This window comes from Nonomuraea wenchangensis (assembly GCF_900111685.1).
Classification (GTDB): Bacteria; Actinomycetota; Actinomycetes; order Streptosporangiales; family Streptosporangiaceae; genus Nonomuraea; species Nonomuraea wenchangensis.
This window is the reverse complement of the sequence record NZ_FOHX01000010.1, coordinates 97,727-122,192: the sequence shown is the minus strand read 5'-3', so window position 1 is coordinate 122,192 and position 24,466 is coordinate 97,727. Positions and strand designations below refer to the sequence as shown.

The window sequence follows — 24,466 nt, the reverse complement described above, 5'->3', positions numbered from 1 at the left end:
GCCTCAGACCGCCAGGCGGGCGAGGACCCGCGCGAACTCCGGCGGCGGGGCCACCACCAGGCGGGTCTGGCCGCCCCTCATGACGATGTCGGCCTTGATGAGGGTCAGCCGCCCGCCGTGCCACCAGTGCACCTGCGGGCTCAGCCCGCCGGTGCGGGCGGCGTGCACGCGCAGCCGCTCGATGGCGCGCACCACGCCGATCCCGTCCACCGGGTGCACGAGCAGCGTGTACGGATCCGGCAGCACCACCAGCACGCCGTCCGGCGGCACCGTCAGGTAGTCGTCCAGCCACCGCAGGTGGGTGGCGGCCGACGGCGCCGTCCCGGTGAGCCGGAGCACCGGCGTGCCGGACAGCTCGATGGGCTCCACCGGCAGCCGCTCCTCCCGGCGTACGTTCGCCACGGCCAGGTCGAGCGCCTGCGCCGTGGGCACGGGCCAGCACCCGGCCTCCTCGGGCCGCACCGGGCGGCCGGCGGCGGTCAGCAGCTCCACCAGGTCGGCGTTGAGGTGGCGGCCCACGATCCTCGCCGGGTCGGCCAGCTCGTCCACCGACTCGACCCGGGTGCGCAGCAGCGGGGCGGCCTGCTCCAGGTCGCACAGGTCCGCGGGCTCCCCAGCGGTGGCGACGGCGTGCGCCAGGTGCTCGCTGACCAGCACGGGCCAGTCCTCCCTGGCCCGCCGTCCCGCCTCGCGGCGCAGCCCGGTGAGCCGGACGGTCAGCGTGGGCTCGCCCCGCAACGTGAGCGAGCCGCCGTCGGCGGCGAATTCGCAGACGAAGCCCCTGGACTCGGCGACCAGCGCGAGCAGCGAGTCGAGGTCGGCGTCCGCGTCGGGCCGGCGCGCGGGCTCTCGCTCTCGCTTGAAAAAGCTCACGCGCGCTGTCCCTTTCTTCCGGATTCGTCCTTCCTAGGGTGCCTGCTGCCCATCGCCGTCCGGACCAGACAGGGAGCACGATTCGGTATCGATAACTCCAAGTCTGCCCAGCCAGAGGCTACTCTGCGGGGACCCGTGGCCGGCCGGAAGCCCGGCCAGAACGGGCACGCCGAGCGGCGCCAGCCGGTCCCGCAGCACCGGGTAGGGATCACCGCACTCCACCCACGACCCGAGCGCGATCCCGCGCACCCCGTCGAACGCCCCGGCCTGCAGCAACTGGGTGAGCATCCGGTCGATCCTGTACGGCTCCTCCCCCACGTCCTCCAGGAAGGCGAGACGCCCCTCGAACGACGGCTGCCACCGGGTGCCGCACATGGACGCCAGCAGCGACAGATTGCCCCCTGACAGCTCGCCCTCGGCCCGGCCGGGCACCAGCACCCGATCGCCGCGCACGCTCTCCTGCGCGCCCGACAGGGCCGTCTGGAGGCTCGCCCAGGTGCGCGGCTCGGGGCCGGCCTCGCCGCCCAGCAGCTCGCAGGCCGGCATCGGGCCGTGCAGGGTGGACACGCCCAGCTCGATCGCGAAGGCGTTGTGCAGCGCCGTGATGTCGCTGGAGCCGAGCAGCACCTTGGGCCCGGCGGCCCGCATGGCGTCCCAGTCGAGCAGGCCGAGCAGCCGGCCCGCGCCGTAGCCGCCGCGGCAGCAGAACACCGCCTTGACCGCCGGGTCGCACCAGGCGGACTGCAGGTCGGCGGCGCGGTCGGCGTCCGAGCCCGCGAGGTAGTCGAGCTCCTGCCGGTCGAGCACGTGCGCGCCCACGACGACCTTCAGTCCGAGCCCTTCCAGCCGGCGCACGCCCTCTCTGAGCAGGGTCGCGGGGGGCGGGCCCGAGGGCGCGACGATCGCGACCGTGTCACCGGGCCGCAGGTCAGCTTGCTGCATCGATCAACTCCTGGACATGGGCCTGCGGCGCGGTTGGCTCGTTCACCAGGCAAACGGTGTCACACTTGTGTCGCGTATGCGACTTCCGCCCCACATCCTCGTCGTCAACGGCGTCAAGGTCCGCCGCCCGGTGTTCCTGCTGGGCGCTCCGCACTCCGGCGCCGCACTGCTGGCCCGCGCCCTCAAGCGCGCCCCCGGCTTCCACATGACGATGGGCCGGTCGAGCGTGGCGCACGTGCTCTACGCCTTCGCCCGCAAGCCGTCCATCGCCCGCACCTCCGGGGCCGTGCGCGTGCTGCGGGACGCGCTAGCCGAGTCGTGGCAGGTGCTGCCCGGCTCGTGCGGTGAGTGCGCGGCGCCGTGCCGCGAGGCGGGCGGCGTCACCGGCGCAGGCCCGTGCGTGGCCACCGGCGACATCGTGCGCTTCGGCGACGGCAGCCCCGACCTCATCTACAGCGCGCCGGTGCTGCTCCAGGCCTTTCCCGACGCCCGGTTCGTGCAGCTCGTCCGCGACGGCCGCGACGTCGCCGCCGACATGCTCGCCGATCCCGCCTGCCTGGCGTGGTTCCGCCCGGCGATGCTGGGCGACGGGACCGAGTTCCCCAACGCCTTCCTCGGCGTCAGCAAGGACGAGCATTTCGAACACTGGAAGGGCATGCCGGCCGCGGGCAAGTGCGCCCTGCGCTGGCGCAGCGCGGTGCGGCTGAGCGCCGAGCTGCGCCGCTCCCTGCCCGCCGGTCAGCTCCTCACCCTGCGCTACGAGGACCTGGTGCGCGGCCCCGCGCAGGCCGCGGCCACGCTCGCCGACCACCTGGAGACGCGGGTGCCGAAGGTCGCGTTGTACGGCCACGAGGCCGGGGCCGGCGCCTGGCGCTCCCGGCTCCGCCCGCAGGACGTGGAGCTGGTGGAGCGGGTGGCGCGCAAGGAGCTCACCCGGCTGGGCTACCTGACGAGCTGAACTGGGTGCGGTAGAGCTCGGCGTACAGGCCGCCGCGCGTCAGCAGCTCCTCGTGCCGGCCGCGCTCGGCGATCCGGCCCTCGTGCACGACGAGGATCTCGTCGGCCTCCCTGATCGTGGAGAGCCGGTGCGCGATCACCAGCGAGGTGCGGCCCTCCAGCGCGGTCTTCAGCGCCACCTGCACGGCCGCCTCGGACTCGGAGTCGAGGTGCGCGGTCGCCTCGTCGAGCACCACCACGCGGGGCGCCTTGAGCAGCAGCCTGGCCAGAGCGAGCCGCTGCTTCTCGCCGCCGGACAGCCGGTAGCCGCGGTCGCCCACCACGGTGTCGAGCCCCTCGGGCAGGGACTCCACGAGGTCGCCGATCTGCGCGGCCTTCAGCGCGGCCCGGATCTCCTCGTCGGTGGCCTCGGGCCTGGCGTAGCGGAGGTTGGCCCCGATCGTGTCGTGGTAGAGATGCGGGTCCTGCATGACCACGCCCACGGTGTCGCGGAGCGAGGCGAGAGTGGCCTCGCGCACGTCGAGGCCGTTGAGCCGGACGGCGCCCGCGTCGATGTCGTAGAGGCGCGAGACCAGCGAGGTGATCGTGGTCTTGCCCGCGCCGGAGTGGCCGACCAGGGCGATGAGCTGCCCGGGGCGGGCCGTGAACGACACGCCCTTGAGCACCGGGTGGGAGGGTCCTGTGTCCTGCCTGGCCACCGACTCCAGGCTGGCGAGCGAGACCTCCTCGGCGGCCGGGTAGCGGAAGCGCACGTCGTCGAACTCGATCGTCACCGGCCCCTCCGGCACCGGCACGGCGCCGTCGCGCTCGGCCACCATGGGCTTGAGGTCGAGGATCTCGAAGACGCGGTCGAAGCTGACCAGCGCGGTCATGACGTCCACGTGCACGTTGGACAGCGAGGTGAGCGGGCCGTAGAGGCGCATCAGCAGCGCGGCCAGGGCCACGAGCGTGCCCAGCTCGAAGTAGCCGGTGACCGACAGGACGCCGCCGATGCCGTAGACCAGGGCCGTGGCGAGCGCGGCGACCAGGCCGAGCGCGACGCGGAAGACGGTGCCGTACATGCCGACGCGGACGCCGACGTCGCGCACCCTGGCGGCCCTCGCGCCGAAGACCTCGGCGTCGTCCTCGGGGCGGCCGTACAGCTTGGCGACCATGGCGCCGGCGACGTTGAAGCGCTCGGTCGTGACCGAGCTCATCTCGGCGTCGAGCTGCATCTGCTCGCGGGTCAGCGCGGACATGCGGCGGCCGACGTATTTGGCGGGGATCACGAAGATCGGCAGCAGCACCAGCGCGACCAGCGTCACCTGCCACGACAGCGCCAGCATGGCGCCCAGCACCAGGACCAGGCTCACCACGTTGGACACGACCGACGACAGGGTGCTGGTGAGCGCGCGCTGCGCGCCGATCACGTCGGTGTTGAGCCTGCTGACCAGGGCGCCGGTCTGGGCGCGCATGAAGAACGCGACCGGCATGCGCTGCACGTGGTCGAACACCTCGGTGCGCAGGTCGTAGATGAGGCCCTCGCCGATGCGCGCGGAGAACCAGCGCTGCACGAGCGTCAGCCCGGCGTCCAGCAGCGCGAGCGCGCCGATGGCGATGGCCAGCCAGATCACCACGTCGGGGCGCTTCGGCAGGATGCCGTCGTCGATGATCGCCTTCATCAGCAGCGGGTTGGCGACCACGATCACCGCGCCCGCCACCACCAGCAGCAGGAACGCCACGATCTGCTGGGTGTAGGGGCGCGCGTAACCGGCGATGCGCCGCGCGATCCCGGGGCGCAGGCGCTGCCTGACCACCGACTCGTCGCGGCGCAACGAGCTCCACACGTGAGGGCCGAAGCCCCCTCCCATCATCGACATCCGGGGGATCCCCTCTCCTCCGCCGGACACAGCGTCCGGATGGCGCCGCCGATTCCCGTCTCAGCTCAGCGCGAAATCATGCCACGAGGGGACGAAGTGGACTTCACGGAGAAGGTCAGCCTCCGAAGAGCGTCTTGATGCGCACGGCCTGCTCCAGCCCTTCGGCGATGCTCTGCTCCTCCAGGGTGCGGGCCCGCGCTCCCTGGAGCAGTCGCTTGGTCGCGGCGGCCGCGTCCCGGTTGGTGGACAGCAGCTCCGCCGCCTTGTCGCGCACGGCCCGGTCGAGGTCGTCCCGCGCGACCACCTGCTCGGCGAGGCCGATGCGCATGGCCTCCTCCGCGTGCACCATCCTGGCGGTCAGGCAGATGTCGACCGCCTTGGCCAGGCCGACCAGCTCGACCAGGGGCTTGGTCCCCGTCAGGTCGGGCACGAGCCCGAGCGCCGGCTCCTTCATGCAGAACTTGACGTCGTCGGCGACGATCCGCAGGTCACAGGAGAGTGCGAGCTGGAACCCCGCGCCGATGGCGTGCCCGTGCACCGCGGCGATGGAAACGATCTCCGGCCTGCGCAGCCAGAGGAACCCGGCTTGAGCCTTTCTGATGTTGTGCTCGAAATCGGTGTCACCGGACCTGGCCACCGAGCTGAACGAGCCCTGACCCGGCACCCCCTCAGGGGTGAACATCCGCAGGTCGATGCCTGCCGAGAAGGACGGTCCCTCACCTTTCACGACGACGACGCGCACCTGCTCGGGCAGGTTGTCGCCGATGGCCGCCAGCGCCGACCAGGTCGCGAACGTCTGCGCGTTGCGCTTGTCCGGCCGGTCCAGCGTGATCGTCGCTATCTCACCGTCCACCTCGAAGCGAAGCCCGCTCTCCGCCAAACGCTCGGCAGAGACGTCCTCCGCGTGCTCCCCGCGCTGTCGCGCCTGAGCTTCCGCCATCGCCCACTCCTCCGGTCCGAAGTGCTGTCCGTCGCGCCCGAGCCTACAGAATATCGTTCTGGCTCGGGCGCGACGGCTGGCTGACTAGGGACGGGCGGCTGCGGTCGCACGTTCCGAGGCGGCCGTCAGCGCTTGGACTTGCCTCGAGTCGCCCCGCCGCGCCCGCGCAGAGTCACACCGGACTCGCTCAGGATGCGGTGGATGAACCCGTAGGACCGACCGGTCGAAGCGGCCAGGGCGCGGATGCTCTCACCCGCGGCGTAGCGTTTCTTGAGGTCGCCGGCCAGTTTCTCCCGGTCGGCCCCGGTGACCCGGGTGCCCTTCTTCAGTGTCTCGGCCACGAGTACCTCCTGTAGTGCCGGACTTCCGCAGCGTTACTCCGCCATGATCAGTCATTTCAGCGGGATCGGCTACCTACTCCACGGGAAAAGATCCGTACCCACTCAAATTAAGATCAGGCAAGTGCCACAAGATCGGAAAATTCGTCGCTCCATGCGTCTTCAGTTCCGTCCGGTAGCAAGATCACCCTATCCGGTGACAGGGCGTCAACGGCACCCTCGTCGTGGGTCACTAGGACGATCGCTCCTGAATACGACCTCAGAGCGTTGAGAACCTGCTCGCGGGAGACGGGATCGAGGTTGTTCGTGGGCTCGTCGAGAAGGAGGACGTTGGCGCTGGAGAGCACCAGCATGGCCAGGGCGAGCCGGGTCTTCTCGCCACCGGACAGGACGCCGGCCGGCTTGTCGACGTCGTCGCCGGTGAACAGGAACGAGCCGAGCACCTTGCGCAGTTCGGTGTCGGTGAACTCGCCGCCGGCCGAGCGCATGTTCTCCAGCAGCGTGCGGTCGGCGTCGAGGGTCTCGTGCTCCTGGGCGTAGTAGCCGACCTTGAGGCCGTGGCCGGGCCGCAGCTCGCCGGTGTCGGGCGTCTCCAGACCGCCGAGCAGGCGCAGCAGGGTGGTCTTGCCCGCGCCGTTGAGACCGAGGATGACGACCCGGTGACCTCGGTCGATGGCCACGTCCACGTCCGTGAAGACCTCGAGTGAGCCGTAGGACTTCGACAGGCCCTGGGCCGTGAGCGGGGTGCGACCGCACGGCTGGGGGTCGGGGAAGCGCAGGCGCGCCACCTTGTCGCTCTGGCGCTCCTCCTCGGTGCCGGCGAGCAGCCGGTGCGCCCGGCGCATCATGTCCTGGGCGGCCTTGGCCTTGGTGGCCTTGGCGCGCATCTTGTCGGCCTGCGCCAGCAACGCGCCCGCCTGCTTCTCGGCGTTGGCGCGCTCGCGCTTCCTGCGCTTCTCGTCGGTCTCGCGCTGGGCGAGGTAGGCCGTCCAGCCGACGTTGTAGTGATCGATCACAGACCGGTTGGCGTCGAGGTGCAGGACCTTGTTGACCGTCGCTTCAAGAAGCCCGACGTCGTGGCTGATGATCACCAAGCCACCTTGATGGCTGCGCAAAAAATCGCGAAGCCAGCCGATTGAGTCCGCATCTAGGTGGTTTGTCGGCTCGTCCAGAAGGAGAGTTTCCGCTCCGCTGAAAAGAATTCGGGCCAATTCCACGCGCCTGCGCTGACCGCCAGAAAGCGTTTTCAGTGGCTGGGTGAGGACCCGGTCGGGCAGCCCGAGACTGGAGGCGATCGAAGCCGCCTCCGACTCGGCGGCATAGCCGCCGAGCACGTGCATCTGGTCCTCCAGGCGGCCGTAGCGGCGCACCGCGCGCTCACGGGTGCGATCGTCGGCCGAGCTCATGCCGAGCTCGGCCGCGCGCAGCTCGCGCAGCACCTCGTCGAGGCCCCTGGCGGACAGGATGCGGTCGCGGGCGAGCACCTGCAGGTCGCCGGTGCGCGGGTCCTGCGGCAGGTAGCCGATCGCGCCGCTGGTGGTGACGGTGCCCGCGGCCGGCAGCGCCTCGCCGGCCAGCACCTTGGTCAGTGTGGTCTTGCCGGCGCCGTTGCGGCCGACGAGCCCGATCTTGTCGCCCGGGTTGACCCGGAATGACGCTTTTTCGATGAGCAGGCGCGCGCCGGCGCGCAGCTCGATATCATTGGCGATGATCATGGTGGCGGAACACTCCCGAGCTAGGAAACGAGGGTTTTGGGCGTGCTACGCCTGATCAATCGGGAGTGTGCATACGATCAGTGTAGGGCTCCCCGCTGGAGCCCCACCTCTGGTTTGACGCTCCGCCGTTCCCTAACGCCCGGCGGCCCTCGCCTCTTCCCGCCGCTCCTGTCAGTCCAGGCGCTCCCCGATCAGGGCCAGGTTGTGGATGGCCGCCAGGGCGTACTGCGCGGCGCTGTTGGTGCTGACGAACGGGGCCTCCCGCACGGGGGCCGGCACCGACGGGCCGTCCACCGTCGTCAGCTCCCACTTCTCCTGCCGCTGCAACGGGTTGGTGTTGAGCTGGTCGCCCTCGTCGCGGCCGAACTTGCGCCACGCCCAGGCGGCCAGCCGGGCGTCCCCGGTGCGCGCCGCCGCGTACGCCGTCAGCCGGCTGTGCGCCTGGATCAGCGAGATCCCGCCGAGCCGCCGCCCCACCTCCGCCTCCTGCTCCTCGGGCGTGGCGAGGTAGAGCCGGCAGTACTCCACCCAGGCGTCCTCGAAGCCGGGCACGTCCACCAGGGCGATGAGCTCGGCGCAGATCTCCGGCAGCCCGAACAGCGACGACAGATGCGAGATCGAGATCTTGTCCACCGAGGTGTCGAAGCGGCCGGTGGCGAGGTCCATCCTGGCCTCGCCGGTCAGGAACCTGCGCGGCATCGCCGCGATGTCGCCCATCGTGCCGAGCAGCCGGTCCCTGGCCCGCTCGTCGCCGTGCCGCTCCCAGCGGGTCAGCCAGGCGGCGGCGAGCGCGCCCCAGTCGGTGCCGAGCCCTACCGACAGCGCCGACGGGTCGGGCGTGTAGACGTCCTCGCGGACCTTGCGCTGCGGATCGACGGCCGTGAACGTCTCCTCCGGCGCGCTCAGCTCGTCCATGAGGTCGCCGGAGCGCTCGTCGGCGGTCAGGTAGTGGTGGAAGCGGCGGTAGGCGGCGTTGGAGATGCGGACCTGCTTGCAGCTGCACCCCCAGTGCTGCACGTTGTGCCGGCTGCCGAGGCCCTTCCAGCGGCCGAGGTGGTAGACGTCGACCTCGCCGGTGTGGCGGGTCATGGCCTCGGCGAAGCGGAAGACGTCGGCGCGGCCGGTGCGCAGGTACTGCAGCCACAGCCACAGGTCCGGCGACAGCTCCGAGTTGTCCCAGGCGTAGCCGCCCACGTCGTAGCGCCAGGTGTGGCGGTCGGGGTCGTAGGTGTGCATGACGTCGCCGTAGTCCCAGAAGCCGTACCAGCGGCGTTGCTCGCGTTCGCGGACGTACAGGTCGAACAGGAAGTCGAGGCGGTCCTCGATCTCGGCGCGGGCCGGCGTGGAGCGGTCAGGCAGCTCCCAGACGCCGAGCACGCCCGCCTCGCGCAGCCGCGCCGGCGTGGCGGTCAGCAGGGCGGGCTCGTTCATGGCGGCGGCGAAGGCGGCGAGGTCGGCGGCGGGCGGCGTGGCGGCGAGGGCGCGCAGGGTCAGCTCGTGCGTACGCGCGATGCCCCGCGGATCGCCGAAGCCCGGCTCGTAGTCCTCGTAGGTGATCTCCAGACCTTCGAGCTGCTCCTCGAAGGTGTCCTGGCCCATGCCGTCGTGGTAGAAGCGCAGGTCCATGGCGGGGGCGGAGGGCGACCACAGCCAGACGGTCGCCGTGGCGAGGCCGGTGGCCGCGTTCCTGACGTCGAGCCGGGTGGGGTGCAGCCGCCAGAAGTCGCGCAGCCCGAAGCCGAGGCCGCCGCTCACGCCGCCGACGTAGCCGTAGCCGGCCGAGCGGGTGCCCGACGGGATCGTCACCCAGGAGCAGCCCTCGCCGGTGCGCTTGCGCAGCGTGAAGCCGTCGGCGGAGGACTGGTCGAGGGTGTAGTCGTTCCAGGCGGGGACGAGGTGCAGGCGGCTCGCGACCTCGGGGGCGATCTCGCCGCAGGGCAGCCCGGCGACCTGGTCGCGGCGGACCCGCTCGCCGGGGTCGAGGCGCAGCCCGGTGAGGCCGCGCACGGCCTCGGTGAGGAAGCCGTCGGGGCCGGCCAGGCGTACGTGCCGGTCGTGCGGCTCGTCGCGCATGACGACGTCGGCGCGCAGGCCGAGGCCGGCCAGGAAGTCCCGCTCCGGGTCGCCGTCCCAGACGAACGTGTGCGTGATCCGCACGTCCTCGGCCCCGGCGTGGAAGTACAGCCGGACCGTGAACGGCAGCCAGTCCCCGTGCCGCCCGTCCAGCCTGAGCACCGCCCGCACCGGGCCGTCCTGCTCGACCGTCACCCGTTCGACCAGGCCGGTGCGCCGCTCGCGGGGCGGGGCGGCGCCCTCGTCGGGGGTGGGGCCGGCCTGGCGCAGGCTGACCAGGCGCACGTCCCTGGCGATCTCGCGCCCGTCGCGGGCGACCGAGCGGGCGAGCGTGCCGCCGCTCTCCTCGACCGTCCAGGTGACGACGCCGGTGGCGACGACCAGGGCGCCGGCCTCGCGGGTGACGGTGACGGGGGTGGACAGCGCGGCGGGCTCGCGGCCGGGCTCCAGGCGGTACTCCCGGGCGGCGGGGCCGGCGCCGGCGGCGTGCGCGGACCACTTGACCGAGCCGTCCGGCCAGGTGGCGCTCACCCAGCTCTGCACGGGCACCTCGCGGCCGGCGTCGTCGCTCAGCGCGAACGGCGTCCCCGGCGCGACCGTCCCCCTCGGCCAGGGCACGCCCCAGGCCACCCCCTGGTCGCCCGGTCGGTCCAGCCAGCGCAGCGCGGTCATGAGATCTCCTTCAGTCGCTCGGCGACGATCGCGGCCACCTCGTCGGCGCCGCGGAAGCAGAAGTGGGTGTCGTCGGCGACGCCGCCCGGGTAGAGGGGGTGCACGCCGGGCGGGAAGTGCGTGAACAGGGCTTTCGACCCCTCGGGGCCGAGCCGTTCGTACAGGGCGGTGGTGGCCGCGGTCAGGTCGACGAGCGGCACGCCCTCGGCGGCGGCCAGCTCGCGGACCTGGCCGGGGTAGCCGCCGTGCGTGGGGACGAGCCGGCCGCCCGCCCAGCGGCGGCGCTGCACGGGCGTGCACAGCACGGGCCGCGCCCCCGCGGCGCGCGCCTCCGCGACGAAGGCCCGCAGGTTCTCCCGGTACGGCAGCTCCGGCTCCTTCTGGTCGTTGTGCCCGAACTGCAGGACGACCAGGTCACCGGGGACGGCCTCGCGCAGCAGCGCCGCCCACAGCCCCTCGGCCCGGTGGCTGGCCGTGGTGGCGCCGCCCTTGGCGAAGTTGCGCACCGGCAGGCCGAGGCGGGCGCCGAGCTGGGCGCCCCAGCCCGACATGGGCGCCTCGGCGGCCGGGCAGGAGGCGACCGTCGAGTCCCCCGCCAGCAGCACGGTGACGGTCACTCCTTGACGCCTCCCAGCAGCACGCCCTTGGCGAAGTGCTTCTGCAGGAACGGGTAGAACAGCAGGATCGGCAGCGTCGCGATCACCACGACGGCGAACTTCAGCCCCTGCTCGGGCGGCACCCACGTGCGGTCCATCTGGGCGAGCGCGTTGGCGGCGTCGGTGCTGGTGAGCTGGCGCACCAGGATCTGCATCGTCCACTTGCTCGGGTCGTTGATGTAGAGCAGCGGCGACATGTAGTCGTTCCAGATCGCCACCGCGTAGAACAGCGAGAACGTGGCGATGATCGGCTTGGACAGCGGCAGGACGATCTTGAAGAAGACGCCCATCTCGTTGCAGCCGTCGATGCGCGCCGCCTCCTCCAGCGCCTGCGGCAGCTCCTGGAAGAAGCTCTTGACGATGATCAGGTAGAACGGGTTGATCGCCAGCGGCAGGATCAGCGCCCAATAGCTGTCGAGCAGCCCGAGGTCGCGCACCACCAGGTAGGTGGGGATCATGCCGCCGGAGAAGACCATCGTGAAGATGACCAGGTTGAGCACCAGCGTCCGGCCCGGCAGATAGCGCTTGGCCAGCGGGTAGGCCATGGTGAAGGTCAGCAGCACCTGCACCACCGTGCCGACCGCCGTCACGACGACGGTGGTGAGCAGCGCGCGCAGGAAGGTGGGGGTGTCGAAGATGTACGCGTAGGACTCGGTGACGAACTTCTCCGGCCACAGGAAGAACGGCCGGGAGGAGATCTCCGCCTCGCCGGCGAACGAGCCGGCCAGCACGTACAGCAGCGGCAGCACCGTGATCGCCGCCAGGCCGACGAGCACGATCACGTTGAGCGTGTCGAACACCCGGCTGCCGAGCCCGGCCTCGTTCCCCACCGGGAGGCCGGCTTTCTTGGTCTTGGTGATGGTGGCCATGCCGGGCTCCTCAGAACAGTCCACGCTGGCCGAGGCGCTTGGCCAGCCAGTTCGAGCCGAAGATCAGGATGACGCCGGCCACGCCCTTGAACAGGCCGACGGCGGTGGAGTAGCTGATCGCGCCCTGGGTGATGCCGGCGTAGTAGACGTAGGTGTCGAACACGTCGGCGACCGAGCGGTTCAGCGAGGTGGTCATCAGCCAGATCTGCTCGAAGCCCGAGTCGAGCAGGTTGCCGGAGGCGAGGATCGCCATGACCACGACCGTGGGGCGGATGGCGGGCAGCGTGACGTGCCAGAGCTGGCGGAAGCGGCCCGCGCCGTCCATGCGGGCGGCCTCGTACAGGTTGGGGTCCACACCGGCCAGCGCGGCCAGGTAGATGATCGTGCCCCAGCCGGTCTGCTTCCAGAGCTGCTGGAGGATGATCAGCGGTCTGAACCACTCCTCCTGCGCCATGTAGTCGATCTTGGCGGTGTCGCCCAGGAGCTCGCGCATCCAGCCGGCGAGCACGCCGAAGTCCGCCGCGAACAGCACGTACGTCAGCGACGCGACGATCGTCCAGGACAGGAAGTGCGGGATGTAGATGAGCGACTGCACCGAACGCTTGAGAAAGCCGACCCGCACCTCGTTGAGCAGCAGCGCGACGATGATGGGCGCGGGGAAGACGAACAGGATGTGCAGCAGCGCCAGCAGGAGCGTGTTGAACATCAGCCGGCCGAAGTCGGGTCCGGCGAACAGCTCCTCGAAGTGCTTGAGCCCGACCCAGGGGCTGCCGGAGTAGCCGAGGAAGGGCAGGAAGTCCTGGAAGGCGATCGTCAGCCCGTACATCGGCAGGTACTTGAAGATCACGAAGTACGCGACGCCGGGGACGAGCATCAGGTAGAGCCAGCGGTAGCGGCCTACCGCGGTGCGGAGCGGCACCTTGGCGGCGCCTTTCCGGCTCTCCTTGGGCGCCGCCTTCCCGGGAGGCGCCGCCAGGTCGGTGGCCACGAGCGGCCTCCTTTCGTGGGAGAGCCCGGGGGCGGCAGGGCCCCCGGGGCTCTCGGGCGGGGTCGGGCGGCCGCTACTGGCCGAGCTTCTTGACGAGGTCGTTGATCTCGGTCGTCACCTGGGCGCCGCCGCTGTCGTACCAGCGCTTGATCTCGCCCTTGAGCTGGTCCTCGGTGATCGCGCCTGACAGGAACTTGATCCGCGCGTCGGGGACGATCGTGTCGATCTGCGGGCCGCGCGCGACGGCGGTGTCGGAGACCACGGGCAGCGCCGCGTTGTGCACCGCCGTCTTGAGGTCCTCCTCCATGAGCTGCTTCTGCAGCGTGAGCATGTCCTGGTACGGCTTCCCCGACGGCACCCGCTGGTAGGCGATGCCGCCGATGTCGACGGTGCCCTTGGTGCTGAGCTGGATGAAGGCGTCGTCGGCGTTGTCCTGGATGACCTTGACGGCCGGGTCGTCCTCGTTGATGAGCGCGGCGGTGTCGCCGTTCTCGACCTTGTAGTTGCGGCCCTCGATGCCGTTGGTGACCAGGTTCTGGCCCTCCTTGGTGGCCAGCTTGTCCAGGGTCTTCAGCACGTTGTCGAGGTCCTGCTCGGTGCGCACGCTCTGCTTGGAGATCGCGAGGACGTCGGCGTAGCCGGTGAACGGGTAGGAGAACTTCTGGCCGTCGGAGCGCTTGAGGTTGCCGACCATGGCGACCTTGTCGCCGTAGTTCTCCTTGTCCTCCTGGTAGAACAGGTCGAGGACCTGGCGGGAGCGGATGTTGACGTCGATGATCATGCCGCCCTTGCCCTGGTGGAACGGCTCGTTCCACTTGGCGGTGTCGAGCGTGGCGAAGTCGGGGTTGATCATCCCGCCGTCCACCATCTTCTTCAGCCAGCGGTTGGCGTCGAGGAACTCGGGGGTGTCGAAGCCGGGGACGATCTTGCCGTCGCGCTCGCCCCAGCCGTTGGGGGCGCCGAACCAGGTCTCGATCACGTCGTACGGGCTGGCGCTGGCGTAGTTGCCCGGCCATTTCGGGATGATGAGGCCGTAGGTGTCGTTCTTGCCGTTGCCGTCGGGGTCCTTCTCGGTGAACGCCTTGGCGACGTCGTAGAGGTCGTCGACCGACTCGGGCAGCTTCAGGCCCAGCTTGTCCAGCCAGTCCTTGCGGATGACGATCGCCGAGCGCAGCAGGGGCCGCATCCGGTAGAGGCCGAAGATCCGGCCGTTGATCGAGGAGTTGAGCGCGCTCCGCTCGTCGGCGGGCTTGAGGTTCGGATATTTGTCGAGCTTGTCGGTCAGGTCCCAGAACGCCCCGGCCTGAGCGGACTTCACGAACGCCGGCAGGTGCGGGTCGACCACCATGACCTGCGGGAGGTTGTCCGAGGCCAGGGTGACGTTGAGCTTGTCGGTGTACTCGGCGTTGGGCACCCAGGTGATCTGCAGCTTCTTGCCGAGGAACTTCTCGACGGCCTGCTGCAGCTCACCCTTCGGGTCGGGCGCGGTGCCGAACAGCTTCGACATGAACGTGATCGTGTTCGGGTCGGACTGAGGCGCCTCCCCGCCGCCCGAGCAGGCCGAAGCGGTGAGAGCAGCCGTTACCGTTAACACGCCGGCGAGGAGCCGCCGGCGACGGGATGCGCTCATGAGTTCCCTTTCGAATGCAGGCGCGCCTCGTTCTCCTCGAAGAAGCGCAGGCAGAGCCACGTGTTGAGATGGATCCACGCGCCGAAGCTGATCAACGGGGCGAGGACGGGCGCCGCCGAGGTCGCGAAGGCGATGGCGGAGAGCACGAGCAGCAGCAGCACGGACGAGGCCGGGCGCATGAGCGCCAGGTGGACCGCCTTGGGCACGTACGCCCACAGCGGCAGGTCGTGATGCGCGTAGAGCGGGCCCACGTAGGCTCCCGCACCGGCCAGTGCGACGAGCGCCACGAGGGTCGCGATCCGCATCGCCCCCATGCCGGGGCCGAGCGCGGACAGGTACAGATAGTTGCCGACGAGCAGGACGCCGGCCACCGCCAGAGGCAGGACCAGCAGCGAGGCCCGGACGAACTCGCGCCGGTAGACGCCCCAGAATTCGCGCCAAGCCTGAAACGATTCATAACGAGCGTGTCTCCGGGCCAGGGTGTAGGCGGCCACGGTGGCGGGCCCGAGCCCGAGCACCACCCCTCCTGCGAGGGTGAACACGAGCCACATCAGGTTGAGCCGGACCGCCCAGATGGCCTCTGAGCAGGCAGCTTGGATTCTGATCGACATGGCGGGACGAGTCATCCGGCACCACCTTCTCGTGGCATCCGCCCCGACACGGGGGTGGGCTGTTGCGCCGCCGTTCCTGCCCGGTTACACGGGAGTGAACGGCGGTTGGTGCGAAATTAGTGTTGAATCGACTCAAAGTCAATGACGAGATTCGCGGAGATTCGGGTCCTCGTCGTGAGGGCGGGGGGCCGTACGGGCATGCGCGGACGCGGCCCGTCGCGCGCGCGAGAGGCCGTGACCGGGGGCGGGCGTCAGGGATCGCGGCGCGGGGCGCTCGACTCCCTGATCACCAGGTCCGGCTGGAAGATGACCTGCCTGTGCCGGTGCTGCTCAGGGTCGGCCACCTCTTCGAGCAGCAGGTCGATGGCGGTGCGGCCGAGCAGTTCGCGCGGCTGCCTGACGGACGACAGCGGCACGGCCGCCGCCGCGGCGAAGTCGATGTCGTCGTAGCCGATGATGGCCAGGTCCTCGGGCACGCGCAGCCCGTGCGCGGCCATCGCCTGCAGGAAGCCGAGGGCCATCATGTCGTTGGCGCAGAAGGCGGCCGTGGGCCGCTCGTCCGGCGGCAGCGCCGCCACCCGTTCCCCGATGGCCCGCCCGCCGGCCACGGTCAGCGCGGGCGCGGTACAGGTCAGCAGCTCGACGGCGCCGCCGGTGGCGGCGATCGCCGCCTCGGCGCCCGCGTGCCGGTCGGCCACCTGTTTGACCGACATCGGGCCGCCGGCGAACATCACGCGCCGGTGCCCGCGCTCGACGAGGTGGGCCCCGGCGAGCTGCCCGCCGAGCCGGTCGTCGACCGCCACCGAGCACTGCAGCCCGGTGGCCGGGCTGTCGACCAGCACGACCGGCGTGCCGCGCGCGGCCAGCTCCTCCAGCCATGGGTTCTCCGCCTCGACCGGGGTGATGAGGATGCCCATCACCCGCTGCTGTTCGAGCTGGTCGAGGTGGCGGCGCTCGCGGCCGGGGTCGCCGGCGCTGTTGCACAGCACCACCATCGTGTCGTGGTCCTCGGCGACCGACTCGGCGCCCTGGGCCACGTCCACGAAGAAGGGGTTGGCCACGTCGAGCACGACGAGGCCGACCGTCCTGCTGCGGCCCACCCGCAGGTGGCGGGCCACCTCGTTGCGGACGAACCCGAGTTTCTTGATCGCGTCGAAGACGCGTTCGCGGGTGGCCGGTGACACGATCTCCGGGCGGTTGAGCACGTTGCTCACCGTCCCCACGGAGACGCGCGCCAGCTGCGCGACCTCCTTGATGTTCCTGGTCGCCATCGATCCTCACGAGGCCGTGCTGCGGGTGCATGATTCGCCGCTCTCACGTGGTCCGCGTACGGAGCTCCACGGTGAACTCGGCCCATCATAGCCGGGGTCAAGATTCTTTTGAATCGTCTCAATAGCTCAAAACGGTCACAGGGGCACGGTCGCCCCCTCCGCCCTCATGCCGTCCAGCATGAGCCGCAGGTAACGGCCGGGGTCGGCGGCGACGGGGGCGGGCAGCCGGTCGGGGTGGCAGGTGAAGACGTTCAGCAGGTGGACGAGGTCCTCGACGCCGACGTCCCGGCGCATCGCGCCGTCCTCCTGCGCCCGGCCCACGAGCTCGCCGAACCGCTCCAGCCAGCCGTCCCGCGTCCGCGCGAACCCGTCCCTGCCGGTGTACGCCTCGTCGGGCAGCGCGGCCAGGGCGGTCGCGAGCGCGGCCCGGCCCGGCTCGGCCGCCCAGGAGACGAAGGCGCGGATCGCGCTCCAGGCGTCGGCCGCCTCGTCCGCGGCCTGGTCGAGGGCCTCCGCCATGCTGTGCACGTAGTGGTCGCCGACGGCGGCGAGCAGGGCCTGGCGGTCGGGGAAGCGGCGGTAGAGGGTGCCGACGCCGACCCCCGCGCGCCGGGCGATGACCTCCATGGGCGCGTTGACGCCGCGCTCGGCCAGGACGGCGGCGGCGGCCTCGACGATCCGGCCCAGGTTTCGCCTCGCGTCGGCGCGCACCGGCGTCTCCCCTCTCCTCCGGTCGATCAAGTGGACGATCAGATTCCGGTTAGTGTACCGTGCGGCCAACCGGAATCTGATCGTCCGCTTAGGAGACCTCATGATCGTCATCACCGGGGCCACGGGCACCATCGGGCGGGCACTGGCCGGGCAGCTGGCCGGGCACGACGTGCTCGCCGCCGTCCGCCGGCCCGCCGACCTGCCGTGCCCGTACGCGCTCGCCGACCTCGAGCGGCCCGAGACCATCGGCGCGTTGCTGTCGCCCGGCGACCGGCTGTTTCTCAACAGCTCGCTCTGGCCCGGCTTCGCCTCGGCCCACCGGGCCGTCATCGACCTCGCGGCGCGGGCGGGCGTCGCCCAGGTGGTCACGGTCTCCGTACGGGGTGCCCGTCCCGGAGGGCTGCTCGGGGGTGGCATGCACGGCGAGGTGGACGAGCACCTGCGGGCGTCCGGCGTGCCGTACGCGATCCTGCAGCCGACCGGGTTCATGCAGAACCTGCCGGGCGAGGTCCGGGACGGGCGCATGTACGGCTCGTACGGGCCGGGACCGGTCAACTACATCGACGCCAGGGACATCGCCGACGTGGCCGCCGCGCTGCTCACCCGCCCGGCCGGGCCGGGGCGCGACCACGTGCTCACCGGGCCCGAGTCGCTGCCGCACGAGCGCATCGCCGAACGCGTCAGCGCCGCCCTCGGCCGTCCCATCCGGTACGTGGACCTCCCGGTGCCCAAGATGGCCGCCCACCTGGAGCGACAGGGCATGCCGGCGCCGTTCGCCACGGACCTGGCCGCGCTGATGGCCGAGACGGGCGACGGCCGCTGGGCGCCCACCACGACCGAGGTCGAGGCCATCACCGGCCGACCGCCCCGCACCCTGGACGACTTCCTCACCGACCACCGAACCACCTTCACAACGACGCCCTGACGCACGCGGGTGGCGGGCTGGGATGGGGTGGACCCAGGCGGACCACCTCGGGCCGGCCACTTCAGGTAGGCCGACTCAGGCGGGTCTCCTCAAGCGGGTGCGCTGGGAAATGGACCCCGGACGGACCACCCCAGGCGACCGGCTCAGGCAGCCCCCCAGGCGAGGCCCACTCCACGGGACCCTCCCAGACTGGGCCGCCCCAGAACGCGGCAGTCCCAGACGGGAACGGAGGCTCAAGCGGGCGGAGGTTCGTGGTCTACCACTCGGACGCGGACTGCGCGGAAGGTGGCCGGGGTGTCGCGGAGTACGGCAAGCCGTGGGTCGGGCACCACGAGGAACGGCTGGGCTTCCAGTGCCAGCAGGGGCGCGAGCCGCCGGTCGCGGCGCAGCGCGTCCATCGCCCGCCGGTCGCCCCCGAGCACGACGGCCTCCAGCTCCCCCAGGTGCGGCGACAGCACCCGCACCGCCGTCTCAACGGCGTCGTCGCCGGCCCGGCTCGCCTGGTTGCGCCGCCGCCGGGCGAAGCGCTGCTGCGACCAGCCCCCCGCCGCCGTACGCCCCTGGACCAGCCGCGAGCCGACCTTCGAGGCCAGCAGCTCGTCGCCGTGGAAGACGCCGGCCGCGTAGCCGCCGAGCCGGACGAGGAACACCCCCACCCGGCGCTCGGCCCGTACGTGCGCGACGAGCCCGCTGACGTGCGGCGGCCCGGCGGCCATCGGCGGGAACGGCACGTGCAGCTCGGCCAGGGCGCCGTCGCGGGCCCGCAGCCGGACCACGTGCCCGTCGCCGCTCGCCGTGAAGGGCCCGTGCCGCTCGGCGAACCCGTCGATCCACGGATGCACCCGCCCCGGCGGCACCACCACCCACCGGCCCCCACCCTTAGCCGGACGCCCGCTCATGCCTCGAAGGCTAGCCGACAGCTCCCGGGCGACGGGGCCGGGGATGGGGCCGGGGATGCGGCCCGGGACAACTCAAGGGGAAATGACGGTTAAATCTGTTTCGCGGGTCTTATGTGGCGTGCGGGTTCCGCCGGATCCTGTCCTCGTGGCGACCTCCCTGCTCACCAGCCCCCTCGTGGATCTCGACACGGGGGCGATCATCGCCCATGGCGCCGGCGTGGACCCTTCGGGCGAGCTCCGGGCGACCCCGCTGCCGATGATGCTGGAGCTGCCCGTCCACGTCGTGCTGTCGGGCGCGGGCGCCCTGACCCCGCTGCACGAGGCCCTGCGCCGGGCGGGGCGGCACCCGCGCGAGGCGATCCTGCTGCTCACCGGGACCTGCTACGAGCAGGACCAGCCGCTGCTCAAGGTCGCGCTCAACGGGCTGCGCACGATCGGCTACCTGCTCGGCCTCGCCGACGTGGGCTCCAACGGGCCCTCGCCGGAGCTGGCCGCGGACGTCTCGCCGTACCTGGTGGCGCTGGCCCCGGAGCTGGTCGCGCGCGTCCCCGGCGACCACCGCGCGACCAGCGTCGCCCGGTCGGTGGTGACGCTGGCCCGCGGGATCGGCGCGCACGTGATGGCGCCCGGCGTCGAACGCGAGAGTCAGGCGGCGACGGTCCGCGGCCTCGGCGTACGCCTCGCGCACGGCCCCCTGCTGGCCCCCGGCCCCGACGGCAAGGTACGCGTCCCGCTCCCGGTCACCGACCCCGGCCCCGGCGCCGCCCTGCTCGGCCCCCGCGTGCAGGAGCTGCTGATCCCCGCGGTGACGCTGCCCGCCGAGGCCAGGGCGGAGGAGGCCGTCGCCGCCTTCGGCCACGAGCCGACGATCACCAGCGTGATCCTGGTGGACGAGTACCAGCGCCCCCAGGGCAGCCTGGACCGCGGCCGTTTCCTGCTGTCGTTCGCCGCCCGGTTCGGCCACGCCCTGCACAGTCAGAAGCCCGCGCGGCGCCTGGCCGACCCGCCGCGTACGGTGCCGCGCACCACTCCGGCGATCGCCGCGGTGCAGGCGGCCAGCAGGGACGCCGGCCGCGTCTACGACGACCTGGTGGTGACCGACGAGATGAACCGCTGCCTCGGCATCGTCCGCGTCTCGGACCTCATCAGGGAGGTCACCTCCATGACGCGCTAGACCCAGCCCTGCGTACGGGCCCGCTGCACGGCCTCGATGCGGTTGCGGGCGTGGGTCTTCTGGATCGCCGAGGACAGGTAGTTGCGCACGGTGCCCTCCGACAGGTGCAGCCGCTCGGCGATGTCGCCGATGGTGGAGCCGTCCGCCGCGGCGGACAGCACGTCGCGCTCGCGCCCCGACAGCGGGTTGGGCCCCGCGCTGAGCGCCGCCGCGGCCAGGCCGGGGTCGATGACCCGCTCCCCCGCGTGCACGCGCCGGATGGCCGCCGCCAGCTCCCTGGCCGGGCTGTCCTTGACGAGGAAGGCGACCGCGCCCGCCTCCATCGCGGTGCGCAGGTAGCCGGGCCGCCCGAACGTGGTCAGGATCATCACCCGGCAGCCGGGCGTGCGCCGGGTGATGGTCGCGGCGGCGGCCAGGCCGTCGGTGCCGGGCATCTCGATGTCGAGCAGCACGATGTCGGGCCGGGCGCGGGCGACGACCTCGGCCGCCTCCGCGCCGTCGGCGGCCTCGCCGACCACCTCGATGTCGGGCTCCAGGTTGAGCAGGGACGCCAGCGCGCCCCGTACCATGCCCTGGTCCTCGGCCAGCACCACCCGGATCACGCCGGCACCTCCACCCGCAGCCGGAACCCGCGCGGGCCCGGTCCCGCCGCCATCGCGCCGCCCGCCTCGACGGCCCGCTCGTTCAGCCCCGACAGGCCGCTGCCCATGAGGACGGGCTCCTTGCCGCGCCCGTCGTCGGCGACCTCCAGGACGGCCAGCCCGTCCTCGTACGTCACCTTGATCTCGCAGCGGCCGGCCCGCGCGTGGCGTACGACGTTCGTGGTGCCCTCGCGCACCGCCCAGGCCAGCAGGCCCTCGACCGGCTCCGGCAGGGGCGTGCCCGACACCTGCACGCGGGCCCGCACGCCGGCCGCCGCCAGCACGGACCTGGCGTTGTCGAGCTCCTCGACCAGGCCGCGCCGCCGGTAGCCGGTGACGGCCTCGCGTACCTCCGACAGCGCCTTCCTGGCGACCGACTCGATGTCCCTGACCTCGCGCTGCACCTCGGGCGCGCCCTCGGCCAGCCGCCCCGCCAGCTCGCTCTTGAGCGCGATCAGCGACAGGCTGTGGCCGAGCAGGTCGTGCAGGTCGCGGGCGATGCGCAGCCGTTCCTCGGTGGCGGCCAGCCGGGCCACCTCGCCCTGCGCCCGGTGCAGTTTGACGGTCAGCCCCCGGGTGTTGCGCACGCTGATGAACAGCACGCCGAGCGTCACCACCTGCAGCCCGAGGATGATGATGGTCTCGGGCGAGCTGTGGTGGAGCAGGCCGCCGCCGACCAGCAGGCCCAGGTTGGCGAGCATGGCGAGCAGCGCCGCCGCGGCCGGCAGCGTGAACCCGCACAGCACGACGCTGTAGACCGGCATGCTGAGGAAGGAGCCGCCGAAGACCAGCGCGCCGGTGACCCCAACCGCGGTGGTGAGCGCGAGCAGCGGGTACGTCCACCGCCCCCGTTCCAGGAAGCTCCGGGCGCTCACGACCGTGGCCAGGAACAGCACGACGAACGCCGCCAGCACCGCCCCCGCCCAGACCGCGCGGACGCCGGTGATCGCGCCGGTCACGATCTCCGCGACGGGGAAGACCAGGTAGACCAGCCCGACGGACAGGCCGAGCAGCCGCCGCCGGAGCGAGGGCCGGTCGTCCTCCCCGCCGAAGCTGATCCGCTCGGCGAAGCTCATGCCCGCACTGTAGCCCGGCGGTAGAGGAAGGCGGCGGCGAGGCCGAGCACCACCCCCCAGGCGGCGACGACCAGGACGTCGGCGAGCCCGAGCCCGTGACCGCCCGCCACGCTCCAGCCGAGTGCCGCGTAGTGGTAGGACGGGGTGACCTCGGCGACGGCCTTCATCGTGGTGCCGAAGATCTCCGGCGGGAACCACAGCCCGCCGGCGATGGCCAGGGCGAACATGCAGATCATGGCGGCCGGCTGGGCGGCGTCGGGCGACAGCGCCGAGCCGATGGCCAGCCCGAGCGCGATGAACGGGATCGTGCCCAGCCACATCGCCAGCAGCAGCCCCGCCCACCGCGCGGGCGGCATCGACACGCCCTGCTGCACGATGGCGACGACGCTGACCAGCAGCAGCGACGGCAGCACGAGCAGCAGCGCGGTCGCCAGCTTGGTGACGATGATCGCCCAGCCGGGCAGCGGGGTGATCTGGAGCTGGCGCAGCCAGCCCGACTGCCGCTCGGTGGCCCAGGGCACGGCGGAGCTCATCATGGACGATGCCAGGCCCCCGTAGGCCGCCATCGACACCATGAGGATCACCGCGTAGCTGACGCCGCCGGCGTCGGTCTGCTCGCCGTAGATGTTGGCATTGATCAGGTAGAGGAGGACGGGGAAGGCCACCACGAAGATGAGGTAGCGCCGGTTGCGCAGCATGCGCAGCGTCTCGGTCCTGGCGTAGTAGAGCATCAGGAGGGCTCCCGGGTGAGGGCGAGGAAGGCGGCTTCGAGGTCGGCGCCGGACAGCCGCACGTGCCGTACGTCGAGCGTGGTGCCTCGGTACAGCCCGTTCAGGGTGGCGTCGGGATCGCCGGTGTGGAGGGTGACCTCGCCGTCGGCGATCTCGACGGAGGTCACGCCCGGCAGCCGGTCGAGGCCGGCCGCGGGCTGCGAGCCGAGGGCGAAGCGGACGATCTGGCCGCCCGCCCCGGCCTTGATCTCGGCGGCGGTGCCGTCGGCGGCCAGCCGGCCGCGGGCGATGACGACCACCCGGTCGGCGTGGGCGTCGGCCTCCTCCAGGTAGTGGGTGGCGAACAGCACCGTACGCCCGCCGGCGGCGTAGTCGTGCATGGCGGCCCAGAAGCGCAGCCGGGACTCCACGTCCATGGCCGCGGTCGGCTCGTCCAGCAGCAGGATCTTCGGAGCGCCGGCGACGGCCAGGGCGAAGCGCACGCGCTGGGACTGGCCGCCGGACAGCTTGTTCGCCCGGCGGCCGGCCAGCTCGGTCAGGTCGGCCAGGCGCAGGATGTCGTCGAGGGGCAGCGGGCGCGGGTAGAGCCGGCGGACGAGGTCCACGAGCTCCTTCACGGTCAGCTCGGGGATGAGCGTGCCGTGCTGGAGCATGGCGCCCATCTCGCCGTCGCGTACGGCCGCGTCCGGCGCGCGGCCGTGCACGGTGACCTGGCCGGAGCTCGGGCGCAGCAGGCCGAGCAGCAGGTTGATGGAGGTGGACTTGCCGGCGCCGTTGGGGCCGAGGAGCGCGACGGTCGAGCCGGGTTCGATGGCGAGGGAGAGGTCGTCGACGGCGAGCACGTCCCCGTAGTGCTTGCTGACGTGATCGAACGTGATGGCGTTCATGCGTCGAACGTTAAAGTCACGGCCGGGACCCGGGCAGTGTGATCCTTCCGGGTTCGACCGTGACATTTGTCAGACGCGGCCCCCGCTCGTCAGAAACGCCAGGATGTCAGAGGCGGCAGGCTGTCAGAGGCGGCAGGCGTAGATGTCGGTCACCAGGATCGCCCGCGCGCCGATGTCCCAGAGCTGGTCCATCACCTGCTGGTGGCCCTTGCGGCGGACCATCGCGCGCACCGCCACCCAGCCCTCGCGGTGCAGCGGCGAGACGGTGGGGCCCTCCATGCCGGGCGTGAGCGCGATGGCCTCCTCGATGCGCTCGGCGCGGATGTCGTAGTCCATCATCACGAAGTCGCGGGCGTGCACGACCCCCTGGAAGCGGCGGACGAACTGGCCCGCGCCGGGCGTCTCCGGCGCGCCCTGCCGCTTGATGAGCACCGCCTCGGAGCGCATGATCGGCTCGCCGAAGACCTCCAGGCCGACGTTGCGCAGCGTGGTGCCGGTCTCGACGACGTCGGCGATGGCGTCGGCCACGCCGAGCCTTATCGCGGTCTCCACCGCGCCGTCCAGCTTGATCACCCGGGCGTCCACGCCCTGGTCGGAGAGGTATTTCTCCAGCAGCCCGGCGTAGGAGGTGGCGATGCGCCGGCCCTCCAGGTCGTGCACCGAGGTCATCGCGCCGGCCGTGCCGGCCAGGCGGAAGGTGGAGCCGCCGAAGCCGAGCGGCATGATCTCCTCGACCGGCGCGCCGGAGTCGACGAGCATGTCGCGGCCGGTGATGCCGACGTCGAGGGTGCCCTCCCCGACGTAGACGGCGATGTCGCGGGGGCGCAGGAAGAACAGCTCGCAGCCGTTGTCCTCGTCGACGACGACCAGCTCCTTGCTGTCCCTGCGGGAGCGGTAGCCGGCTTCCTTGAGCATGGCCTGGGCGGCCTCGCTGAGCGCGCCCTTGTTGGGTACTGCCAGACGCAGCATGTCAGGTCCTCGTTCGGTCTCTCGAGTTCTCCAGGTCGGGTGCGGCGGCGGGCGCGGGC

Annotated in this window: 23 protein-coding genes; 3 read left to right on the top strand and 20 right to left on the bottom strand. The window is 71.7% G+C overall.

Annotated features, from left to right (window positions below; all coding sequences use genetic code 11):
• Positions 1-3: 3 nt before the first annotated feature.
• Entirely contained in the window at positions 4-873 is an 870-nt protein-coding gene (locus BMW85_RS28515; RefSeq protein WP_091087380.1) for a hypothetical protein, read from the bottom strand.
• 33 nt (positions 874-906) lie between these two features.
• Positions 907-1,815 carry a S66 peptidase family protein gene (locus BMW85_RS28510; RefSeq protein WP_091087377.1) on the bottom strand — a complete coding sequence of 303 codons (909 nt, stop codon included), beginning with the start codon at positions 1,813-1,815 and terminating at the stop codon, positions 907-909.
• 76 nt (positions 1,816-1,891) lie between these two features.
• On the opposite strand from BMW85_RS28510, the gene BMW85_RS28505 reads away from it, so the two are divergent.
• A complete protein-coding gene (locus BMW85_RS28505; RefSeq protein WP_091087375.1) occupies positions 1,892-2,773 on the top strand; it encodes a sulfotransferase family protein in 882 nt (293 codons plus the stop codon).
• Here BMW85_RS28505 and BMW85_RS28500 read toward each other — a convergent pair.
• From BMW85_RS28500 to BMW85_RS28445, 12 genes are all read right to left on the bottom strand, one after another.
• The gene (locus tag BMW85_RS28500; protein ID WP_091087372.1) at positions 2,745-4,631 is read right to left on the bottom strand and encodes an ABC transporter ATP-binding protein; all 1,887 of its coding nucleotides are present in this window, start codon (positions 4,629-4,631) and stop codon (positions 2,745-2,747) included. The two genes, BMW85_RS28505 and BMW85_RS28500, sit on opposite strands and share 29 nt — an antisense overlap.
• Positions 4,632-4,746: 115 nt before the next feature.
• Entirely contained in the window at positions 4,747-5,571 is an 825-nt protein-coding gene (locus BMW85_RS28495; protein WP_177240927.1) for an enoyl-CoA hydratase/isomerase family protein, read from the bottom strand.
• Positions 5,572-5,696: 125 nt separating this feature from the next.
• Positions 5,697-5,912, bottom strand: coding sequence for a helix-turn-helix domain-containing protein (locus BMW85_RS28490; RefSeq protein ID WP_020547488.1), 216 nt, complete (start codon positions 5,910-5,912; stop codon positions 5,697-5,699).
• Between the two features lie 113 nt (positions 5,913-6,025).
• Entirely contained in the window at positions 6,026-7,624 is a 1,599-nt protein-coding gene (locus BMW85_RS28485) for an ABC-F family ATP-binding cassette domain-containing protein (protein WP_091087368.1), read from the bottom strand.
• A gap of 171 nt (positions 7,625-7,795) precedes the next feature.
• Complete coding sequence (locus tag BMW85_RS28480) at positions 7,796-10,369, bottom strand: exo-rhamnogalacturonan lyase family protein (RefSeq protein WP_091087366.1); 2,574 nt, start codon at positions 10,367-10,369, stop codon at positions 7,796-7,798.
• Positions 10,366-10,986, bottom strand: coding sequence for a rhamnogalacturonan acetylesterase (locus BMW85_RS28475; protein ID WP_091087364.1), 621 nt, complete (start codon positions 10,984-10,986; stop codon positions 10,366-10,368). The genes BMW85_RS28480 and BMW85_RS28475 overlap by 4 nt, the downstream gene beginning before the upstream one ends.
• Positions 10,983-11,894 carry a carbohydrate ABC transporter permease gene (locus BMW85_RS28470; protein ID WP_091087362.1) on the bottom strand — a complete coding sequence of 304 codons (912 nt, stop codon included), beginning with the start codon at positions 11,892-11,894 and terminating at the stop codon, positions 10,983-10,985. The genes BMW85_RS28475 and BMW85_RS28470 overlap by 4 nt, the downstream gene beginning before the upstream one ends.
• A 10-nt stretch (positions 11,895-11,904) precedes the next feature.
• Entirely contained in the window at positions 11,905-12,882 is a 978-nt protein-coding gene (locus BMW85_RS28465; RefSeq protein ID WP_091087360.1) for an ABC transporter permease, read from the bottom strand.
• Positions 12,883-12,955: 73 nt separating this feature from the next.
• Entirely contained in the window at positions 12,956-14,389 is a 1,434-nt protein-coding gene (locus BMW85_RS28460; protein ID WP_091087358.1) for an extracellular solute-binding protein, read from the bottom strand.
• 119 nt (positions 14,390-14,508) lie between these two features.
• Complete coding sequence (locus BMW85_RS28455; protein WP_245775120.1) at positions 14,509-15,138, bottom strand: YesL family protein; 630 nt, start codon at positions 15,136-15,138, stop codon at positions 14,509-14,511.
• 236 nt (positions 15,139-15,374) lie between these two features.
• Entirely contained in the window at positions 15,375-16,394 is a 1,020-nt protein-coding gene (locus BMW85_RS28450; RefSeq protein ID WP_091087356.1) for a LacI family DNA-binding transcriptional regulator, read from the bottom strand.
• Positions 16,395-16,529: 135 nt separating this feature from the next.
• Entirely contained in the window at positions 16,530-17,105 is a 576-nt protein-coding gene (locus BMW85_RS28445; protein ID WP_091087354.1) for a TetR/AcrR family transcriptional regulator, read from the bottom strand.
• Between the two features lie 100 nt (positions 17,106-17,205).
• On the opposite strand from BMW85_RS28445, the gene BMW85_RS28440 reads away from it, so the two are divergent.
• Positions 17,206-18,030 carry an NAD(P)H-binding protein gene (locus BMW85_RS28440; RefSeq protein ID WP_091087351.1) on the top strand — a complete coding sequence of 275 codons (825 nt, stop codon included), beginning with the start codon at positions 17,206-17,208 and terminating at the stop codon, positions 18,028-18,030.
• A gap of 233 nt (positions 18,031-18,263) precedes the next feature.
• On the opposite strand, the gene BMW85_RS28435 is transcribed toward BMW85_RS28440, so the two are convergent.
• Positions 18,264-18,929, bottom strand: a complete 666-nt coding sequence (locus BMW85_RS28435; RefSeq protein ID WP_091087348.1) for an acVLRF1 family peptidyl-tRNA hydrolase — start codon at positions 18,927-18,929, stop codon at positions 18,264-18,266.
• A gap of 145 nt (positions 18,930-19,074) precedes the next feature.
• Between BMW85_RS28435 and BMW85_RS28430 the strand changes: the two genes are divergently transcribed.
• Complete coding sequence (locus BMW85_RS28430) at positions 19,075-20,103, top strand: EAL domain-containing protein (protein ID WP_091087346.1); 1,029 nt, start codon at positions 19,075-19,077, stop codon at positions 20,101-20,103.
• Here BMW85_RS28430 and BMW85_RS28425 read toward each other — a convergent pair.
• The 5 genes from BMW85_RS28425 to hisG all read right to left on the bottom strand — a co-directional run bounded on the left by BMW85_RS28425 (position 20,100) and on the right by hisG (position 24,407).
• Positions 20,100-20,705: a response regulator transcription factor gene (locus tag BMW85_RS28425; RefSeq protein ID WP_091087343.1), complete on the bottom strand. Its 606-nt coding sequence runs from the start codon at positions 20,703-20,705 to the stop codon at positions 20,100-20,102. The two genes, BMW85_RS28430 and BMW85_RS28425, sit on opposite strands and share 4 nt — an antisense overlap.
• A complete protein-coding gene (locus tag BMW85_RS28420; RefSeq protein WP_091087341.1) occupies positions 20,702-21,820 on the bottom strand; it encodes a sensor histidine kinase in 1,119 nt (372 codons plus the stop codon). The genes BMW85_RS28425 and BMW85_RS28420 overlap by 4 nt, the downstream gene beginning before the upstream one ends.
• A complete protein-coding gene (locus BMW85_RS28415; protein ID WP_091087338.1) occupies positions 21,817-22,551 on the bottom strand; it encodes an ABC transporter permease in 735 nt (244 codons plus the stop codon). Before BMW85_RS28415 ends, BMW85_RS28420 begins: the two co-directional genes overlap by 4 nt.
• Positions 22,551-23,438, bottom strand: coding sequence for an ABC transporter ATP-binding protein (locus BMW85_RS28410; RefSeq protein ID WP_091087336.1), 888 nt, complete (start codon positions 23,436-23,438; stop codon positions 22,551-22,553). The genes BMW85_RS28415 and BMW85_RS28410 overlap by 1 nt, the downstream gene beginning before the upstream one ends.
• Positions 23,439-23,561: 123 nt before the next feature.
• A complete protein-coding gene (hisG, locus tag BMW85_RS28405) occupies positions 23,562-24,407 on the bottom strand; it encodes an ATP phosphoribosyltransferase (RefSeq protein ID WP_091087334.1) in 846 nt (281 codons plus the stop codon).
• Positions 24,408-24,466: the final 59 nt, after the last annotated feature.

Excerpts from the sequence above, each read along its gene's own strand:
- BMW85_RS28460 (WP_091087358.1), bottom strand. The coding sequence starts at position 14,389 with ATGTCGAAGCTGTTCGGCACCGCGCCCGACCCGAAGGGTGAGCTGCAG.
- BMW85_RS28480 (WP_091087366.1), bottom strand. The coding sequence starts at position 10,369 with ATGACCGCGCTGCGCTGGCTGGACCGACCGGGCGACCAGGGGGTGGCC.
- BMW85_RS28450 (WP_091087356.1), bottom strand. The coding sequence starts at position 16,394 with ATGGCGACCAGGAACATCAAGGAGGTCGCGCAGCTGGCGCGCGTCTCC.
- BMW85_RS28495 (WP_177240927.1), bottom strand. The coding sequence starts at position 5,571 with ATGGCGGAAGCTCAGGCGCGACAGCGCGGGGAGCACGCGGAGGACGTC.
- BMW85_RS28500 (WP_091087372.1), bottom strand. The coding sequence starts at position 4,631 with ATGTCGATGATGGGAGGGGGCTTCGGCCCTCACGTGTGGAGCTCGTTG.
- BMW85_RS28420 (WP_091087341.1), bottom strand. The coding sequence starts at position 21,820 with ATGAGCTTCGCCGAGCGGATCAGCTTCGGCGGGGAGGACGACCGGCCC.
- BMW85_RS28455 (WP_245775120.1), bottom strand. The coding sequence starts at position 15,138 with ATGACTCGTCCCGCCATGTCGATCAGAATCCAAGCTGCCTGCTCAGAG.
- hisG (WP_091087334.1), bottom strand. The coding sequence starts at position 24,407 with ATGCTGCGTCTGGCAGTACCCAACAAGGGCGCGCTCAGCGAGGCCGCC.
- BMW85_RS28410 (WP_091087336.1), bottom strand. The coding sequence starts at position 23,438 with ATGAACGCCATCACGTTCGATCACGTCAGCAAGCACTACGGGGACGTG.
- BMW85_RS28485 (WP_091087368.1), bottom strand. The coding sequence starts at position 7,624 with ATGATCATCGCCAATGATATCGAGCTGCGCGCCGGCGCGCGCCTGCTC.
- BMW85_RS28440 (WP_091087351.1), top strand. The coding sequence starts at position 17,206 with ATGATCGTCATCACCGGGGCCACGGGCACCATCGGGCGGGCACTGGCC.
- BMW85_RS28505 (WP_091087375.1), top strand. The coding sequence starts at position 1,892 with ATGCGACTTCCGCCCCACATCCTCGTCGTCAACGGCGTCAAGGTCCGC.
- BMW85_RS28435 (WP_091087348.1), bottom strand. The coding sequence starts at position 18,929 with ATGAGCGGGCGTCCGGCTAAGGGTGGGGGCCGGTGGGTGGTGGTGCCG.
- BMW85_RS28510 (WP_091087377.1), bottom strand. The coding sequence starts at position 1,815 with ATGCAGCAAGCTGACCTGCGGCCCGGTGACACGGTCGCGATCGTCGCG.
- BMW85_RS28415 (WP_091087338.1), bottom strand. The coding sequence starts at position 22,551 with ATGCTCTACTACGCCAGGACCGAGACGCTGCGCATGCTGCGCAACCGG.
- BMW85_RS28470 (WP_091087362.1), bottom strand. The coding sequence starts at position 11,894 with ATGGCCACCATCACCAAGACCAAGAAAGCCGGCCTCCCGGTGGGGAAC.